A 15,806-nucleotide genomic window follows, 5' to 3' on the forward strand; every position below is an offset into this window, starting at 1 on the left:
TAAAATTAGCTAATCAGCCAATTCGACCACTAATATAGTCTGCTGTCTGCTTATTCTTGGGTTGAGAAAAAATTTCTTCAGTTTTGCCAAACTCCATCATTTCTCCCAAATACATGAACGCCGTATAATCTGAAAACCGTGCCGCTTGCTGCATACTGTGAGTCACAATCAAAATCGTTACTTGAGTTTTCAATTGGCTCATCAGTGCTTCTACACTATCTGTGGCGATCGGATCTAACGCCGAAGTCGGTTCATCAAACAAAATAATCTCCGGATTAGTGACCAACGCACGAGCAATACACAATCGTTGTTGTTGTCCTCCCGAAAGATTATAAGCAGAATCATGAAGACGATCTTTAACTTCATCTAAAAGAGCTGCTCCTTGCAGAGCCTCCTCAACCTTTTCATCCAAAGTACTCCGCTTACGAATACCGCGCACTCGCAGCCCATACGCCACATTCTCATAAACAGACTTCGGAAATGGATTCGGTTTTTGAAACACCATACCCACCCGCATTCTGACTTCAATGGGATCGATATTGCGTCCTAAAATATTCACGCTATCTAGCTTAATCACTCCCTCATAACGATTCCCTGGATACAAATCATGCATTCGATTGAAACAACGCAACAAGGTTGTTTTCCCACATCCAGAGGGGCCGATAATTGCGGTAACTCTCTTTTCAGGAACGTGTAAACTAATCCCTTTAAGAGCATGGACAGAGCCATAATAAAAATTGAGGTTTTCTACTTCTGCTTTGAAGCTCACCTGATTCGCTTCTGGCTCTCCAGAAGCAGAGGAGTTAGATTTACGAAACTTTTCTGGTGTGTAATCTACCATTTGATTCCTCTACGAAAACGATACCGCAAATAAATTGCCAGACTATTCATGGCTAAAGTCATCAATGTCAGAACGGTTCCTGCGGCGGCTGCATTCACTTGAAATTCAGGATTAGGACGCGATACCCAGTTAAACATTTGAATGGGCATCACGGTAAACGGTGCTTGTAACCAAGCCAATGAAATAAATGGGAATTCACTCTTAACAGGAGAATCGGGTAAAAACGCAATAAACGTTAAAGCACCAATGGTAATCAATGGAGCGGTTTGTCCAATCGCTCGCGATAGCCCAATAATAATTCCTGTGAGAATACTACCAAAGGAATAGGGTAAAATGTGATCCCAAATAACTTGCCATTTACTTGCCCCGAGTCCATAGGCTGCTTCTCTTAAACTATTGGGGATAGCGCGGATGGATTCGCGAGTGGTGACAATAACTACTGGTAAAATTAACAAAGAAAGGGTTAATCCGCCAGTGAGAACTGTTTGCCCCAATTGCAGTTGATAAACAAATAATCCTAGGGCCAATAATCCATAGATAATAGAAGGGACTCCAGCTAGATTGGTGACATTAATTTCAATAATGTCGGAAATCCAATTTTTGGCAGCATATTCTTCTAGATAAATTCCAGAAGCGACTCCTAGAGGAACAGCCGCACAGGCAGTTACCAACATTACTAAGCTCGTTCCGACCCAAGCAGATAAAATCCCAGCTTGTTCGGGTTTTCGACTGGGAAATGAGATAAAGAATTCTGGGGTGATCCGGGCAGCGCCATCCATGGCCATGGCAATGGTCAAGGAGAAGAGAACGATTACGGCAATAAAAATTACCAGTAATCCGAGAACACCAAAGAGGCTATTAATCAGTTGACGCTGCTGAATATTAGCCCTAATACTTTGTACGTTTTCGCTTTGTAGAGTTTCCTGAGCCATACTATTTTACTAAGTTACTAAGTTTAATAGATTTCTCGATAATATTTGGACAAAAAGTGTCCAATAATATTCAAGGTTAAAGTCATGAGAACTAGGGTTAATCCAGCGGCAAAAATAGTTTGATATTCTAGGGTTCCGTGGGGTAGATCTCCCATGCTGACACTAGCAATGTAGGCGGTGATGGTTGCACCTTCTTCTAAGGGGTTTAGAGTTAAGGTGGGTTGAATTCCAGCGGCGATCGCCACAATCATGGTTTCGCCGACTGCCCGCGATACTCCAAGGATATAGGAGGAGCTAATGCCAGAAATTGCCGCCGGAAAGACAACTCTCAGAGCGGTTTGCAGGCGGGTTGTTCCCATGGCATAAGACCCTTCTCGTAAACCGATGGGAACGGCACGCATGGCATCTTCACTAATGGAGCTAATAAAGGGGGTAATCATGATTCCCATGACTAAGCCCGCACTGAGCATATTAAAGATGGGAAGCGTGGGGATGATTTTTTGCAGTAGTGGGGTAACAAACAGGAGCGCAAAATATCCGTAGACCACAGTGGGAATGGCGGCTAAAAGCTCTAAGCACGGTTTAACGATTTCTCTCAGACGAGGGTGGGCAAATTCACTGAGGTAAATCGCAGCAACGGTTCCTAATGGAATGGCAACCATCATGGCAATGCCTGCGGTGACTAAGGTTCCTGATAGGAGCGACAAAATACCATAACGGGCTTGTTCTCCAAACAAAGGAGTCCATTCAGGTGCAGTGAGGAATTCAACAAGGGAAACTTCTTCAAAAAAGGATAAGGATTCTTTGGTCAGGAGAAAGAGAATAGAGATAGTGGTCGCAACCGTCGAGCAAGCTGCCAGAAATAGGATAAACTCAATGGCTTTCTCTCGGAAGATACGAGTTCTTCGGGTAGAGTATGGGATGCTGTTAGATAGGGAAATGGGGCGATCGCTCATTATTTGATAGTGCTTCGCGCTGGTAATGGGTAATAGCGAATGGGCCGTTGCGAATAAACACACAACGGTAGGAGTAATAATAAAATTACTCCTACCCATCATAAATCAAGCAGAATTATAATCCAGCTCTTAAGGGAACTCGACCCGTTTGACGACTGGTAAAACGATTTTGTGCACTGCTGTAATCACTATTGGGCAGGGCAACATAGCCGACTTCAGCAGAAAACTTAGAGGCAGTTTGTAGATAGTATTCTACAAAAGCTTTGACTTCAGGTTTATCAGCAGCAGCCTTATTCACATAGATGTAAATGGGACGAGAGAGTGGACTATAACTCCCATTATTCACCGTAGTTGTGGTAGGAGCTACTCCATTAATTTTCAGGGACTTGAGTTTGTCGGTGTTTTCTTTATAGTAGGCTAAACCAAAATAGCCGATCGCATTGGGATTATTTTGAATCCCACGGACTAAAACATTATCATCTTCACTACCCGAGAAGTCCGAACGAATGTCCTGGTCATCTAAAATCGCTTCTTTGAAATAGTCATATGTCCCGGAATCTAACCCAGGGCCATAGAGCTTAAAGTCGCTGTTAGGCCAGCTCGAACGAATTTGATTCCACTTGTTGATTCCCTGTCGTTGGGATTGGGAGAGCCACATTTTTTGCAGTTCATCAACTTTAATATCACTGACAGCGGTGTTCTGTTTAGACACAACTATAGTAATGGCATCGTAAGCAACGGGTAATTCGATATACTCAACTCCTGCTTGTTTACAGGCTTGTTGTTCCGATGGCTTAATCGGACGAGACGCATTAGAAATATGAGTCTGTACTGAGGGGTTTGTGGAGCAAAACTTTTTGAAACCGCCACCCGTTCCAGACACACCGACAGTAACTCTAGCATTATTGGGATTACTGGAATTATTTGACTTTTGGAATTCTTCTGCCACAGCTTCAGTAATCGGGAATACCGTACTGGAGCCATCAATTTTGATGGTTGGCCGGCTTTGAGATTGCACGACTGATCCACTTAGGCTGATTGTGACTGCTATAAGTGAAAAAATACTGAACAATGAAATGGGACTGCGTAGTAATTTCATAGAACTCCGAGACTCAATAGAGTGAGTGGTTATCGCTTTTTGCAATCTACTGGAATTTTGAAACTTTCATGTAAATTAATCAATAACATTAATTTAAGAAAAAGTTAATCCTATCGAAGTTATAGGTAGAGATATGGATGACCGAGTGGGTGGGAACGCCTAAAATACAAGGGAATAATTTGTCATTCGTGAAGTTATACAGATGTTAATCTTGCTTAAAATCTTAAGGTTTGTATAAGGTTTGTTGTTCTCGCTAGAGTAACAGAAGAGAGATTATGTACCACAGGACTATTCACTACTCCCTAGCGTGAAAGACTGTATTAACGCCAGTTTTAGATAAGCTCAAACCCTTATTCTCTCATTGACGAATCCCTACTCTTTCGTCACATCAGCCGCAAAACGCCCTTAACCAACGCTGACGTTTATTAGCGTTGACGCAATTGATTTCGAGAATGAGAAGCTACATTACTACAATTTAAATACTCCGCACTGCAAGGATCGATCGGCTGCCCATACACCCCAGGGGGATAGACTTCAAAATGCAAATGGGGGCCGGTTGATTGTCCAGTATTTCCCACTAAACCAATGGTGTCGCCCTGACGCACTTGCATTCCTTCACGGACTAAAATTTTTGATAGATGGGCGTAAAGAGTGCGTGTACCATCGGCATGTAATAGGGCAATGGTTAACCCTCCGTTTCCAGCCGATTCTTTGGCAAAGGTTACTTTACCATCTGCGGTTGCCCTGACTGGAGTACCGATGGGAGCCACAAAATCAACACCTACATGGAGTTCTCTGCCCCATCTGCCGGTGGTACGCCATCCATAACCGGAGGACATTCGAGCATTTTCTAGGGGATAAAGCCAGGTTGTTTGGCTAGGAGCTTGATTTTGAGGTTCTTCCAGGGAGGAGGGAGGAGAAACCCAAGCCCGATCGCCATTTTCTGTTGGATTTTCGGTTCGATTTTCCCATGGATTCCGGGGTTCTAGAGAGGGTTGTGGAAATCGACCCTCTGGCACTCGAGTGGTCGATAAGCCTCCTGTGGTGGGAATTACACCATCAGCACCAATGGCAAAATGGGAAAAGACTTGATACCCTCGATCTCTTAAGGGAAGAACAATAGAAGCCATACTTTGCCCATCAGTTAGGGCTTGTAAACCCTCGACTGCTTCTTGTTGGCTTCCTGATTGTTGAAATAAATGACACGCTTGCATCTGATGCTTGGGAATTCCTGTGAGGCGGCTAATTTCAGGAATATCTCGATCTTGGGTATTTTGAATAAAGATAAATCGGTTATTTAAGGTACAGGTGTTTGTGGTAGATGACGACAAACCCCAGCTTTGGGCCATCGATTTTTGTTGAGGAATGAATACACGGGTTAAGGGTAAGAGGGCGATCGCCAATCCTAATATAGCCAAGTGCATACTTATTTTCATCATTATTCCTCCCAAGACCCAAAGATCCAAACGATTGCGTTAATCTTAGATTGAAGACTTATCTTATCGGCTCTTTCTATGCCAAGGGTGAGTATTCCGGATATTTTAAATAACTAACCATTAATAATTAACAATTATTAATGGTTAAGGGTTAACTATCAACAACCACAGTACCTTTATGAGTCGTTTTGACCCATTTTAAGGTTTTGGGACGTACCGCAATCCGGGCAGATGTACTAGCCACAATTAAGAGCCAATGGAGCATATAGATAGTTCCTCTCAAGGTTTGCCAGAGCAGCGTGGGCAAACTCGATACCGCGCCCTTGACTCGATTAACCCGACGAATCCCTTGAACCATAGCAATTACAGACATGCCGACCATCAGAGTTGTCATGGGACTATAAACCGGCAGCCGATTTTTGGCGATCGCCATCAAACAATCCGGAATTGCCGCATTGGGGATAAAATATTGCATAATCCAAAATATCAACATATCCCAGATCTTCATCCAGGGCATCCGCTTACTAAAAATCAACCGCCAATAATCCATATACCGTTGATATCCCCCCTCTGCCCAGCGATTGCGCTGATGCCATAGGGCTAAAGCGCTGGTAACCCCTTCTTCCTGGACGGGAGGATCGAGGATAAAGTCTACATCCCACTGTTCCAAATGCAGGCGTAGGGTTAAATCCAAATCATCGGTAATGGTCTCTTCATTCCATCCCCCACATTGTTCGAGTGCCGTGCGTCGGACAAATTGACCATTTCCTCGTAACTCTCCAATCCCTCCTAAGGCAATTCGTTGTTGCTGGAAATAGGAATCGAGGGCCATTTCCGAGGCTTGGCTGTGAGTCCAAACATTCACCGGAGCATTAGCGATCGCCTTTTGCAGTTGAATTGCTCCCACCTCCTGGCGATCGAACCCAGGTAAAACGCGTCGTAATAAATCTGGCGCAACTTGGGCATCTGCATCAAAAACCGCCAGTACCTCACCTCGAGTTAAGGGTAATACCTGATTGAGCGCTCCAGATTTACCCCCAGTTGCTTCAGCCGAGCGTCGCATCACCCGCAGATGGGGATACTCTTGGCAAAGACTTTCCAACACTTGGGGGGTGCGATCGCTACTATTGTCATCAATCACCCAAACTTCATAGTGGTCTAAGGGATAGTCCTGAGTACAGAGCATCTTGACCAAAGGTGCAATCACCCGTTCCTCATTTTTGGCCGCTACTAACAAAGACACTAAAGGCACATCAGAGGGAGAGTCCAGATCCAGGGGTTCTAAAGGGCTTCTGGGTTTAGCCGTTAAAACTCGAATGGCATGAATTCCCATGAGGGCAACCATTCCCCAAATCAGCCACAAACCCCAAGAGAGCAAATGTAGGGCGATCGTCCCACTCCAAATCACAATTAATAACACCGCTGCTTTCCGCCTGCGGCCTTCATAGACAATCTGATCGAAACAGGACGGGCTTATGTCCTGCTGCACGAAATCTCTGGAGGTGGTTTGAACGACTTGAGGATCGCTATCAGGGATGTTCTGGCGATCGCCGATAGAATTGGACTTCTCCGACATAAGGTTATGGAGGCTTTTATCCTGACTGAATATTTGTATTGATCCCCTCTGAGACCAGAGAGGATGTGCTTTATTTTGACATACTCCCCAGCCTCCGCTTCGCTAAAGGCTGGAGATTCTCATTTATTCCAGGTTTCTGACGAGATCACTTACTTGATTGGGTTTCCCCTCACAAGCCGAGGTGAGACTCTCCCCTGGCGTTCCTTCTGAATCAGAAGCGGTTTCTGCTTGCCCAACAGTACCGTATTGAGTCCAATTTTCACCCAATTTCTTCATACCTTTGTGCAAAATGTTCATCGCCGCCGCTGTATCTCGGCACACTTCCAATTTGCAAGTTGGGCACGAAGAGTTCTCGTGCTTAACGATTTTTTGACTCTCTGTCCACACTGGGGACAATCTTGACTGGTGAATTTGGGATCTACTGCGATTACCGCTTTATCCCAAATCTTGCCATAGTATTCGAGCCATTGGGTGAACTGATACCACCCGGCATCAGAAATCGACTTAGCTAAGTGGTGATTTTTACCATATTGGCTATTTTCAAATCCTCATAGACAATCACATCGTGATTCGTGAACTACGCACCGAGCCGTCTTTATTGCCCAGTCTTTACGCTGTCTTTGGATTTTCAAATGAAGCTTACCTAGTCGTTTCCTGGCATCATGGTAATTATTGGATTGAGGCTTTTGCCCTTTCACCAACTTTCTTGACAGCCGCCGTTGCCGTTTCTTTCGCCGTCTTTCTAATTTCCTTAGATATTGCGGATAAATCACACAATTGTCATTTTGATCTTTGAAGAAATATTTCAATCCAAGGTCTAGTCCAATCACTTCTCCGGTATAATTTCCCGTCTCTTTGCGAGTGGCATCAAAGAGAAATTGTGCATAATATCCATCTGAATCTACAAACGACTCGAACTCGGTTTATCTTGAGAGTAAACAGATCCTTGCGAGTCTCTTTGTTACAGAAGAGAGAAAATTTGCCGGCTTTGAATCCATCAGTGAACGTGATTGATTTGCGATCTTCAGATAGGAACCAACCGCTCGTCTTATATTCAACGGATCTCGTGTGTTTTTTGAATTTATAAAAGCTTGATATTGAGCTTTGGAACCTAATAAAAGTTTTGTTTCTCTAACTATCATTCTTTGATTTTACCACAGGTTTTCGTGGATAAACCAAGATTTCTAAAAGCCGTCCTGGAAGGACGGAGCTTTAAACCCAATTCTTTGGTAGGATAAACTGGAGAATCCTTATTGTTAAGACCGGGCGTGTAAGTACAACTTTTATGACTACTGATCTCAGTGCCATTGAACCTGCCCAAGGCGGAGTTATCGGCGTTTATCAGCCTTACTACCAAGGTGGTAAGCGGGCGGCCTTACCCTATGCCATAGGTTTGTATGAAAAAACTTCGTTGGAAGGGGAACGCCGGATTGAAAGAGGAGAGAGTATTCCTTTTCTAGCCACTTGGTTTATTGTCTCGAAACTCCCCGCAGATGAGACGGTCTGTCGGATGCAGTTTGATGGTCAGTCAGAGCTGACGTATGAGGTGAAGCTGCCCAATCATGAATTTATTGAGTTTTTGATTGAGTTGTATGTGACTTGGCGAAGAACGAAAACGGTTGATTTTTCGCAAACGTTCTACCGAAAACTATTACGATTAGATGACTAAGGATTAATGATGCTTAAACAGTTGGGAGTGCGTGCGTGACCGGTATTAGTCAATATCTGCTGATAGGTTCCCTAGAATCTTACAGTGGTAAGTCAGCAAGTTTATTAGGCATTGGGGCACAACTGAAAAAGCGAGGCTGGGATATCGCCTATGGTAAGCCCTTATCTACTGGACATAGAAAGCTGATGGGTAAAGGGATGGATGAAGATGGCTCTTTTATTGCTCAGATTCTAGAGTTACCGAGCGATCGCCTCTATCCAACGTTAATCTCAATGGATTGCCAGACCATTGAAGAGCGATTAACTCAGACTAATCCAGATAATCCCCAGGTCAGTTTGGCACAACATTATCCGACTGCACCTGATCGGTTGGTGCTGTTGGAAGGACCAGGAACTCTCGATGAGGGGAGATTATTCGGTTTGTCTTTAGCACAGATGGCCGATCAACTCTCAGCCGGAATTCTGTTAGTGATTTCCTTTGAGGCACAACAGATTATCGATCAGGCCCTTTCAGCGAAAGAGCGTTTGGGCGATCGCCTCCTCGGTATTGTTGTCAACGATATTACGGAAGACTTTATCGAGCGATTTCCCCAAGACTATGTGCCCTATTTAGAATCTCAGGGTATTCCCATCCTTGGCCAACTGCCTCGGAGTAATTTATTGCGAAGTATTAGCGTGCGGGAATTGGTCGATCGTCTAGAGGCAACCGTGCTATGTCGAAGCGATCGCCTAGATTTGATGGTCGAAAGCTTACGCATTGGAGCGATGAATGTCAATTCAGCTCTGAAATATTTCCGTAAAGGACAAAATATGGCAGTGGTCACGGGGGGAGATCGCACGGATATTCAATTGGCTGCCCTAGAAACCTCAACCCAATGTTTAATCCTCACAGGTCATCTCTCTCCCTCAGAATTAATTATTAGTCGAGCTGACGAGTTGGAAATTCCCATCCTTACGGTAGACCTCGACACTTTGACCACTGTGGAAATCATTGATAATGCCTTCGGCACAGTTCCCCTTCACGAGCCAGTCAAAGTCAAGTGTATTTGTGAGTTAATCGCTGCCCACTTTGACTTAGACCGACTTTTAGGTTACCTCGCCTAGATAGGAGATGGGGAAGAGGGGGAGCATGGGGAGGATGGGGGGACAGGAAGATATGGAGACACTCCAAACACGGAGATAAGGTCCGATTGCTAAAGCGCATATTGCCCCCAAATTCACCTCAAATTCAAATTATCTGCTAGAATAACTCCGTTGTAGCGCCTAGTTGTTATTGGCATTGAGTCAATCCTTAGAAATTCCTAAACTTGATACCCTAGAGCAAGAACTGGCAACAATCCAGCAAACCGGATCGAAGCGGCTGGCCATACTCGGTTCTCGCCATGTTCCCATAACTCATCAACATCTGATTGAAACGATGAGTTACTCCTTGGTTCTATCGGGAAACAATATCATTACCTCGGGAGCAACAGGGACGAATTTTGCTTCAGTCCGAGGAGCAATGCGAGCCGATCCTAACTTGCTGACTGTGATTTTACCCCAAAGCTTAGACCGTCAACCCAGAGAATCTCGGCAACTCCTCGAACAAGTCATTCACTTGGTAGAAAAACCGGAGAACAATGAATTATCTCTGGCTGAAGCGAGTTCTCTGTGTAATGCAGAAATTATTACCCGATGTCAGCAACTGATTTGTTTTGCCTTCCATGATAGTACGACCTTACTGCAAACTTGCCGTGATGCGGAAGAGCAACGTAAAGTGGTAACCTTGTTTTATTTTGATTGATGATCGTGAGGTGATGGGTTTGTCCGTTTCTGTCTCTGCTCTGTTACTCTATGCGATCGCTGGAGCAGCTTTTTTAATCTATTTTCCCTTTTTTTGGGTCGCCTATGCTCGGTTTCAAGGGGGGATGCAGTATTTAGAAACCCCGAGAGCGCTGGCCGATCAATTGCCCGATTATGCGAAACGTGCCAATTGGGCCCACCAGAATTCCATTGAAGCGTTTATGATTTTTGCCGCTGCTGCGGGTATGACCTATGCGACTGGGGTAGACTCCATGGTGGCAGCTTATGCGGCTGGAGTATTCTTGATCGTTCGTGGATTGTATAGTATCTTTTATATTCTCAATATTCCCTTGGGGCGATCGCTTATGTTTGGAATTGGATCTTTATGTAGTCTGACTCTGTTTGCCTTAAGCTTGCTTCAAGTGAGTATCTAAATTTTGGTTTTCCCCGGAATGGGGGATAGGCTAAGTGTGTTCGCTAGTGTTTGATTATTCCTATGGCTTCTTCCTATTCTTTTGATGTAGTTAGTGACTTTGATGAACAAGAGCTAGTTAATGCTCTAGACCAAACGCAACGGGAAATTAAATCGCGTTATGACTTAAAAGACTCAAAGACGATGGTAGAATTGGTGGACAAAACTACAATTACCATCAATACAGATAGTAATTTAACGCTAGAGTCAGTCTCTACCATTTTGCGGACTAAAGCTGCCAAGCGTAACCTATCCTTGAAAATTTTCCAATTTGGGGATATCGAGGCCGCTGGAGGCAACCGAGTTCGTCAGGAAATTAAGCTTCAGCGTGGTATCGATCAGGATTTAGGCAAAAAGATTAATAAGCGCATTCGGGATCAATTTAAGAAGGTACAAGCATCGATTCAAGGGGATTCTTTGCGAGTTTCATCGAAATCTAAGGATGAATTGCAACAGGTGATGCAAATGTTGAAACAGGAAGATTTACCCGTAGCTGTGCAGTTTACCAATTATCGTTAGTTTGGGTAATGGGTAATATCCGTGTCTCCCAATTCCCCCATTTCCCCTATTCAATGATAATTTCCACACGACGATTGCGTTGTCGTGTAGAGTCAGAGTCATTGGGGGCTAAAAACTGAGTTTCTCCATAACCAACTCGGAGAAAATGGTAGCCATCTCCTAATCCAATATAGAGATATTCATAGACTGATTCGGCTTGTTGTAAGGAGAGTTCTAGGTTTTCTTGGGCATCCCCTAAATTATCGGTATAGGCGTTAATTTGAATGGTGGAATTGGGGAAATTGCGTAATTCAGCGATAATGCTATTGAGTAAGTCTGATTGTTTGGAATTTAGGGTAGTGCGATCGCCTTCAAAGAGCAAGTCACTCGGTAGCGTTACCATGAAACTCTTGCGGGAAGCGTAACCCGATGGACTGGATAATTGCTGCTCTAGTAAGCTCAGACGGGTCTGAATCGGTTTTTGGACTAAGGGTTGATTGAGTTGAAGTTCCAACTCGGTGAGACGCTCCTCCAAGGTGGTTAAGTCTTCTTGCAGTTGGTTTAAATCTTCTAGAGCTTGCTGACGCTGCTCTGCACTAACCGAAGGTAAGGTCGCTGAGGAACGAAATTGCCACCATTGAGCATTGAGGGGATTAAACGGTTGCTCAAACACCCGTTCAATCAAGGGCATTTGTGGATAGGGATCGGGGTAAAAGAAGGCAATGATAATACCCACTAGAAAGGCAATAGAGCTACTCACCCCTAGCAACAACAGACGAAATATCGTCACTAAGAGAAACGTAACAACCGTTCTCTGGGGAGTAGGAGTAGGATTGGGAGAATCAGATGCTTCAGTCACAGATAGGTTATCCACAATCAACCGAATGTGTTATTAGGGACTCAGATCGAAAGACCACAAAAATCGTACCGTAAGGAAGGCGATCGCGGCCAGAACACAAAGAAATTTTAAATCTCTTGAAGATCCCTTCCTTTTAAAGCCTAATCCCTTGTACCCTAGTAGAGACAGGAAGGACTTATACTCCTCACTGGGGCTTTGCTTCTCACACATCCCCCATTCGCGAGCTTGAAGTTCAATGCCTAAATTCCCATGGAGCCTAAAATCGCTCTTACCCAAACCCTCCGTGCTGCTGTTAGCACTTTTACTGCTGCTGCTGCCTAAATTTGCAATGGCTGAGACCATTTCAGATTCGGCCTCTGGTAATTCTACCCCTGAAGCTGCTGCAAACCCCATGAATCCAAGTTCAGAATATAGCGATCCCCTCGATAGTCCCTATCCCATCCCCTGGAGTTGGGTCATGAATACCCACGCAGAAGTTTCTTCAACCCAAGGTTCAGGACTTCGCTATTATCGGACTCCTTCCTTGGTCTCTCCAGATGGTCAATATGCAGCCTATAGTCGGATTCAGTTTCAGATCCGATCGCAACTGCATTCAAGTCGAGTCACGAGTGTGATGTTTTTGGAGAATTTGCAAACCGGTAATCTAGAGGTCGTGACGGCTAGTTCTCCTTTGGCCAATAATCCGTTTGATGGGAACCCAGAAGTGCAATTGCCCGGGGTGATTACCATGTTAGTACCCGTGTCTTGGTCGGAATTGGGCGATCGCCTCTTGGCGCGGCAGTTTGAAGGAGTGTTTAGTTCGTCTACAGTATCGGATTATGCCGTAATTTGGAACCGTCATCTCAATGAGACGAAAACGGTAGCCCCAGCCCAAGTGAATTATAGCCATGCTGTATTGCTCGGTTGGTCGGCCAATAATGCCAATCATGTGCTATTTAGAGCCGGTATTCTCGGAGATGAGAATTGGCCCATGTGGGCAGTCAATCCAGAAGGGAAAACGCTACTGGCAACCGGCGATCGGCCTCAGACCTTTGGTCGTTCGGTCGCTGAAGCTTGGGCTGGCCCGCAAGCGCACTATCATCGTTAGCTGGCTCAGGGAATTCCCTAATACCTTAAGAGCTATTAGAGAGTGATTTGGATTCCTCCTCTGTCATTTTCCGAGATTCCCACGAATTTGCCTTAAAGTGCAAATCGTTGTTATAGAGTGCAGTGTAATCGTTTCGTGCATCAATAAATAACTGAACTTGCGTTCTTGCCCAGAACAAAAGGCTTTAATTTACCTCATAAGAGCGAAGAGTGTTGTATTGCAGCCAGCGATCGCTCATGAAAGAATCAGGATTGGACTCTCATTTTTCGGAGACTGACAGAAGAAGGATCATACTATAGTCGTTTTAATTAAGATTGGGACAATCATGATGGGTTTACAACTCGAACGACTGTAGGAGTAAACGCCATTTGCTCTTACCGTTGTGTCCCATCCTTAATTAAAATAACTATATTTCCCCTAAATAGTCTCTTACAGCGCTTTGCTTGCGTTATGAGAGACAGTGTTGAATCCTCAAAGCTTGTACCAAAAGCCTATTCCCTATTCCCTAGCGAGAAGCGCTATAACTCTCAACTAGCCAATAGGTCTTCATTTCTCCTTTCCCCTTTACCGAAATGATGCCCCGTTCTTCAAACTGAAAACGGTCTTTTAACACCTCATAAACCTGATGGCTGACATGAATTCTACCGGCAGTTCCTGAAGATTCCATGCGCGAGGCAGTATTCACGGTATCGCCCCATAAATCATAACTAAACTTGCGGACTCCAATGACTCCAGCAACCACTGGTCCGGTGTGGATACCAATGCGAATTTGTAGAGCTTCCCCATTTTCTAGGGTAAAGTCTTGCATCACTTTCTGCATGTCTAACGCCATGGCTGCCATAGCTGCGGCATGATCGCTTTGGGGAATGGGTAGTCCGCCAACCATCATATAGGCATCCCCAATGGTTTTGATCTTTTCTAATCCATGTTTTTCGGCTAAATGGTCAAAATTGGAAAACATTTCATTCAGGCAATTAACCAAATCAATGGGAGCTAGACGAGCGGATAAGGTGGTAAAGCCGACGATATCGGAAAATAAGATAGTGACGGATTCAAAGTATTCGGCGATCGCCTGAGTCTCTTGCTTGAGTTTCTCTGCGATCGCCTCTGGTAGAATATTCAGCAATAATTCTTCTGATTTCTCCCGCTCTCGACGCAAATCTGCGGTTCTCTTTTCTACCCGTAACTCTAATTCCTGATTACTTCTTTCCAGGGCACCAAAAGACTCTTGAAGTTGGGAAGCCATTTGATTAAAAGAGTGGGCTAAGATTTTCACCTCTTGCACCCCTCTGACTTCCACATTCTGGGCTAAAGTATCATTATTACAACGACTTAATGCAGCTTTCGCTAACTTCTGAGAGCCGTCAATAAGCTGCATAATGGGTTCGCTAATCCAATGGGCACTCATCCAGCCAAACCCAGTCGCAACCAGGAGAGCCAGGACACATAGTTGAATCGTGCGGCGGGTATTAGCGTGAATTTGACCCATAAAATCAGACTCTGGAACCACCACTACAATTAACCAATCTAAGCCCAACTTATCTTGATAGGGCGAAACTTGCACAAAGGAGCGATCGCTAGACTGGCCAAAATTCAGTTGTTTTACCTCTTCGATGCTCTCTAACTGTCTCTCCTGCATCAAAAACTCGGCCGTTTCTCGAATTAAGCGATCGGAACTTTCACGAGCCATTAATCGTTGTGGATTTTTGCCTCCTGCACCTAAGAGAAAAGGTGGAACAGTGCTTGAACTCGCTACTAGAAGACCGGATCGCTCAATGATAAAAATTTTGCCAGAGGGACTGACTTTAATGGTGGATAAAAACTTACTCATGCCACTGAGAACCAAATCCACCGCCATCACACCACCCATACTGCCATCAGCATTCAAAAATAACTCAGAGGCGGTAATTCCCAGAGCGCCATAACGAAACAAATAAATATCACTCCACGTCCCGGCTCTGGATTCGAGTGCTGCTTGATACCAGGGTCTTTGGCGAGGATCGTAGGGATCTGTTTCGCGAATGAGATTCTGGCGATCGCCGTTTTCTGAGAGTGCATAGAAGCGCCCAATCCGATCGCCTTCTCCCAGCACTTCCTTAACAATTAAGCTTTGATCCGCCTCTCGACTAATGGCAAAATAACCGCCATTGGGTTTACCGAGATAGAGTTCTCGCAACCTCGGGAAAAGCTGAATTTGTTGCCAAAAATGGTTTTGTAGTTGCTGAATATTATCCTCATTCAGTTTACCCGCTTCTATTGCCTGACGATTAACCTGATTAATCCGAGGCGGTTCTTGTAGATAATCGGTGAGATGTTGTTGCGTTCGTTTTGTAACTTCATCCCGTAACTGACCGGCTAGTTCATTCACCGCTTGTTGTCCATTACGCCAAGATAGATACCCAGTAATTCCCACAGCGGCGGAAATTTGCACAATAAAAGGCACAATTAAAACGGCACGCAGGGAAAGCTGATTAGATACCCCTCTTCTGTCACTCTCCGGTTTCTTCTATTATTAATAATTTCCAGAGCTAAGGTATACTCAGTGATACAGGGTGTGGCGATCTCATTTTTGCCCATATGCATACTCTTGGGAATTGATA

At 44.6% G+C, this 15,806-nt stretch carries 15 protein-coding genes and 1 pseudogene; 6 read left to right on the top strand and 10 right to left on the bottom strand.

Features of this window, described 5'->3' with window-relative positions; all coding sequences use genetic code 11:
- Positions 1-13 precede the first annotated feature (13 nt).
- From pstB to J7545_RS24120, 7 genes and pseudogenes are all read right to left on the bottom strand, one after another.
- Entirely contained in the window at positions 14-841 is an 828-nt protein-coding gene (gene pstB, locus J7545_RS15040; RefSeq protein WP_318701188.1) for a phosphate ABC transporter ATP-binding protein PstB, read from the bottom strand.
- The gene (pstA, locus tag J7545_RS15045) at positions 835-1,773 is read right to left on the bottom strand and encodes a phosphate ABC transporter permease PstA (protein WP_318701189.1); all 939 of its coding nucleotides are present in this window, start codon (positions 1,771-1,773) and stop codon (positions 835-837) included. The genes pstB and pstA overlap by 7 nt, the downstream gene beginning before the upstream one ends.
- A gap of 23 nt (positions 1,774-1,796) precedes the next feature.
- Entirely contained in the window at positions 1,797-2,729 is a 933-nt protein-coding gene (gene pstC / locus J7545_RS15050; protein ID WP_413038550.1) for a phosphate ABC transporter permease subunit PstC, read from the bottom strand.
- Positions 2,730-2,844: 115 nt separating this feature from the next.
- Positions 2,845-3,747 carry a PstS family phosphate ABC transporter substrate-binding protein gene (locus tag J7545_RS15055; RefSeq protein ID WP_318701191.1) on the bottom strand — a complete coding sequence of 301 codons (903 nt, stop codon included), beginning with the start codon at positions 3,745-3,747 and terminating at the stop codon, positions 2,845-2,847.
- Between the two features lie 506 nt (positions 3,748-4,253).
- Positions 4,254-5,267, bottom strand: coding sequence for a M23 family metallopeptidase (locus tag J7545_RS15060; RefSeq protein ID WP_318701192.1), 1,014 nt, complete (start codon positions 5,265-5,267; stop codon positions 4,254-4,256).
- A gap of 148 nt (positions 5,268-5,415) precedes the next feature.
- Positions 5,416-6,840: a glycosyltransferase family 2 protein gene (locus J7545_RS15065; RefSeq protein WP_318701193.1), complete on the bottom strand. Its 1,425-nt coding sequence runs from the start codon at positions 6,838-6,840 to the stop codon at positions 5,416-5,418.
- 123 nt (positions 6,841-6,963) lie between these two features.
- Positions 6,964-7,953, bottom strand: a pseudogene (locus J7545_RS24120) (RNA-guided endonuclease InsQ/TnpB family protein); the annotation flags it as partial.
- A 172-nt stretch (positions 7,954-8,125) separates the two neighbouring features.
- On the opposite strand from J7545_RS24120, the gene ebsA reads away from it, so the two are divergent.
- The 5 genes from ebsA (at position 8,126) to J7545_RS15095 (ending at position 11,281) form a co-directional block, all read left to right on the top strand.
- Positions 8,126-8,509, top strand: coding sequence for a type IV pilus biogenesis protein EbsA (ebsA, locus tag J7545_RS15075; RefSeq protein WP_271936364.1), 384 nt, complete (start codon positions 8,126-8,128; stop codon positions 8,507-8,509).
- A gap of 35 nt (positions 8,510-8,544) precedes the next feature.
- The gene (locus J7545_RS15080) at positions 8,545-9,612 is read left to right on the top strand and encodes a phosphotransacetylase family protein (RefSeq protein WP_318719770.1); all 1,068 of its coding nucleotides are present in this window, start codon (positions 8,545-8,547) and stop codon (positions 9,610-9,612) included.
- Positions 9,613-9,787: 175 nt separating this feature from the next.
- Complete coding sequence (locus J7545_RS15085) at positions 9,788-10,291, top strand: DNA-processing protein DprA (protein ID WP_318701196.1); 504 nt, start codon at positions 9,788-9,790, stop codon at positions 10,289-10,291.
- Positions 10,292-10,310: 19 nt separating this feature from the next.
- Positions 10,311-10,724 carry an MAPEG family protein gene (locus tag J7545_RS15090; protein ID WP_413038551.1) on the top strand — a complete coding sequence of 138 codons (414 nt, stop codon included), beginning with the start codon at positions 10,311-10,313 and terminating at the stop codon, positions 10,722-10,724.
- Positions 10,725-10,786: 62 nt separating this feature from the next.
- Positions 10,787-11,281 (top strand): YajQ family cyclic di-GMP-binding protein, encoded by a 495-nt coding sequence (locus J7545_RS15095; RefSeq protein WP_318701199.1) that lies wholly within the window; start codon positions 10,787-10,789, stop codon positions 11,279-11,281.
- A gap of 46 nt (positions 11,282-11,327) precedes the next feature.
- Here J7545_RS15095 and J7545_RS15100 read toward each other — a convergent pair whose 3' ends face one another.
- Both J7545_RS15100 and J7545_RS15105 read right to left on the bottom strand, forming a co-directional pair.
- Entirely contained in the window at positions 11,328-12,119 is a 792-nt protein-coding gene (locus tag J7545_RS15100) for an OmpA family protein (RefSeq protein WP_318701200.1), read from the bottom strand.
- Positions 12,120-12,152: 33 nt separating this feature from the next.
- Positions 12,153-12,512, bottom strand: coding sequence for a hypothetical protein (locus J7545_RS15105; protein WP_318719771.1), 360 nt, complete (start codon positions 12,510-12,512; stop codon positions 12,153-12,155).
- Here J7545_RS15105 and J7545_RS15110 point away from each other — a divergent pair.
- Entirely contained in the window at positions 12,511-13,206 is a 696-nt protein-coding gene (locus J7545_RS15110) for a hypothetical protein (RefSeq protein ID WP_318719772.1), read from the top strand. The genes J7545_RS15105 and J7545_RS15110 overlap by 2 nt on opposite strands.
- Before the next feature lie 505 nt (positions 13,207-13,711).
- Here J7545_RS15110 and J7545_RS15115 read toward each other — a convergent pair.
- Entirely contained in the window at positions 13,712-15,649 is a 1,938-nt protein-coding gene (locus J7545_RS15115) for an adenylate/guanylate cyclase domain-containing protein (protein ID WP_318701202.1), read from the bottom strand.
- Positions 15,650-15,806: the final 157 nt, after the last annotated feature.

Origin of the sequence: Roseofilum sp. SBFL (genome assembly GCF_017746885.1) — a bacterium.
Classification (GTDB): Bacteria; Cyanobacteriota; Cyanobacteriia; order Cyanobacteriales; family Desertifilaceae; genus Roseofilum.

Bases quoted from the DNA above. Each gene is read 5' to 3' on its own strand.
- pstB (WP_318701188.1), bottom strand. From the start codon at position 841: ATGGTAGATTACACACCAGAAAAGTTTCGTAAATCTAACTCCTCTGCT.
- pstA (WP_318701189.1), bottom strand. From the start codon at position 1,773: ATGGCTCAGGAAACTCTACAAAGCGAAAACGTACAAAGTATTAGGGCT.
- pstC (WP_413038550.1), bottom strand. From the start codon at position 2,729: ATGAGCGATCGCCCCATTTCCCTATCTAACAGCATCCCATACTCTACC.
- J7545_RS15060 (WP_318701192.1), bottom strand. From the start codon at position 5,267: ATGATGAAAATAAGTATGCACTTGGCTATATTAGGATTGGCGATCGCC.
- J7545_RS15065 (WP_318701193.1), bottom strand. From the start codon at position 6,840: ATGTCGGAGAAGTCCAATTCTATCGGCGATCGCCAGAACATCCCTGAT.
- ebsA (WP_271936364.1), top strand. From the start codon at position 8,126: ATGACTACTGATCTCAGTGCCATTGAACCTGCCCAAGGCGGAGTTATC.
- J7545_RS15095 (WP_318701199.1), top strand. From the start codon at position 10,787: ATGGCTTCTTCCTATTCTTTTGATGTAGTTAGTGACTTTGATGAACAA.
- J7545_RS15110 (WP_318719772.1), top strand. From the start codon at position 12,511: ATGAATCCAAGTTCAGAATATAGCGATCCCCTCGATAGTCCCTATCCC.
- J7545_RS15105 (WP_318719771.1), bottom strand. From the start codon at position 12,512: ATGGGGTTTGCAGCAGCTTCAGGGGTAGAATTACCAGAGGCCGAATCT.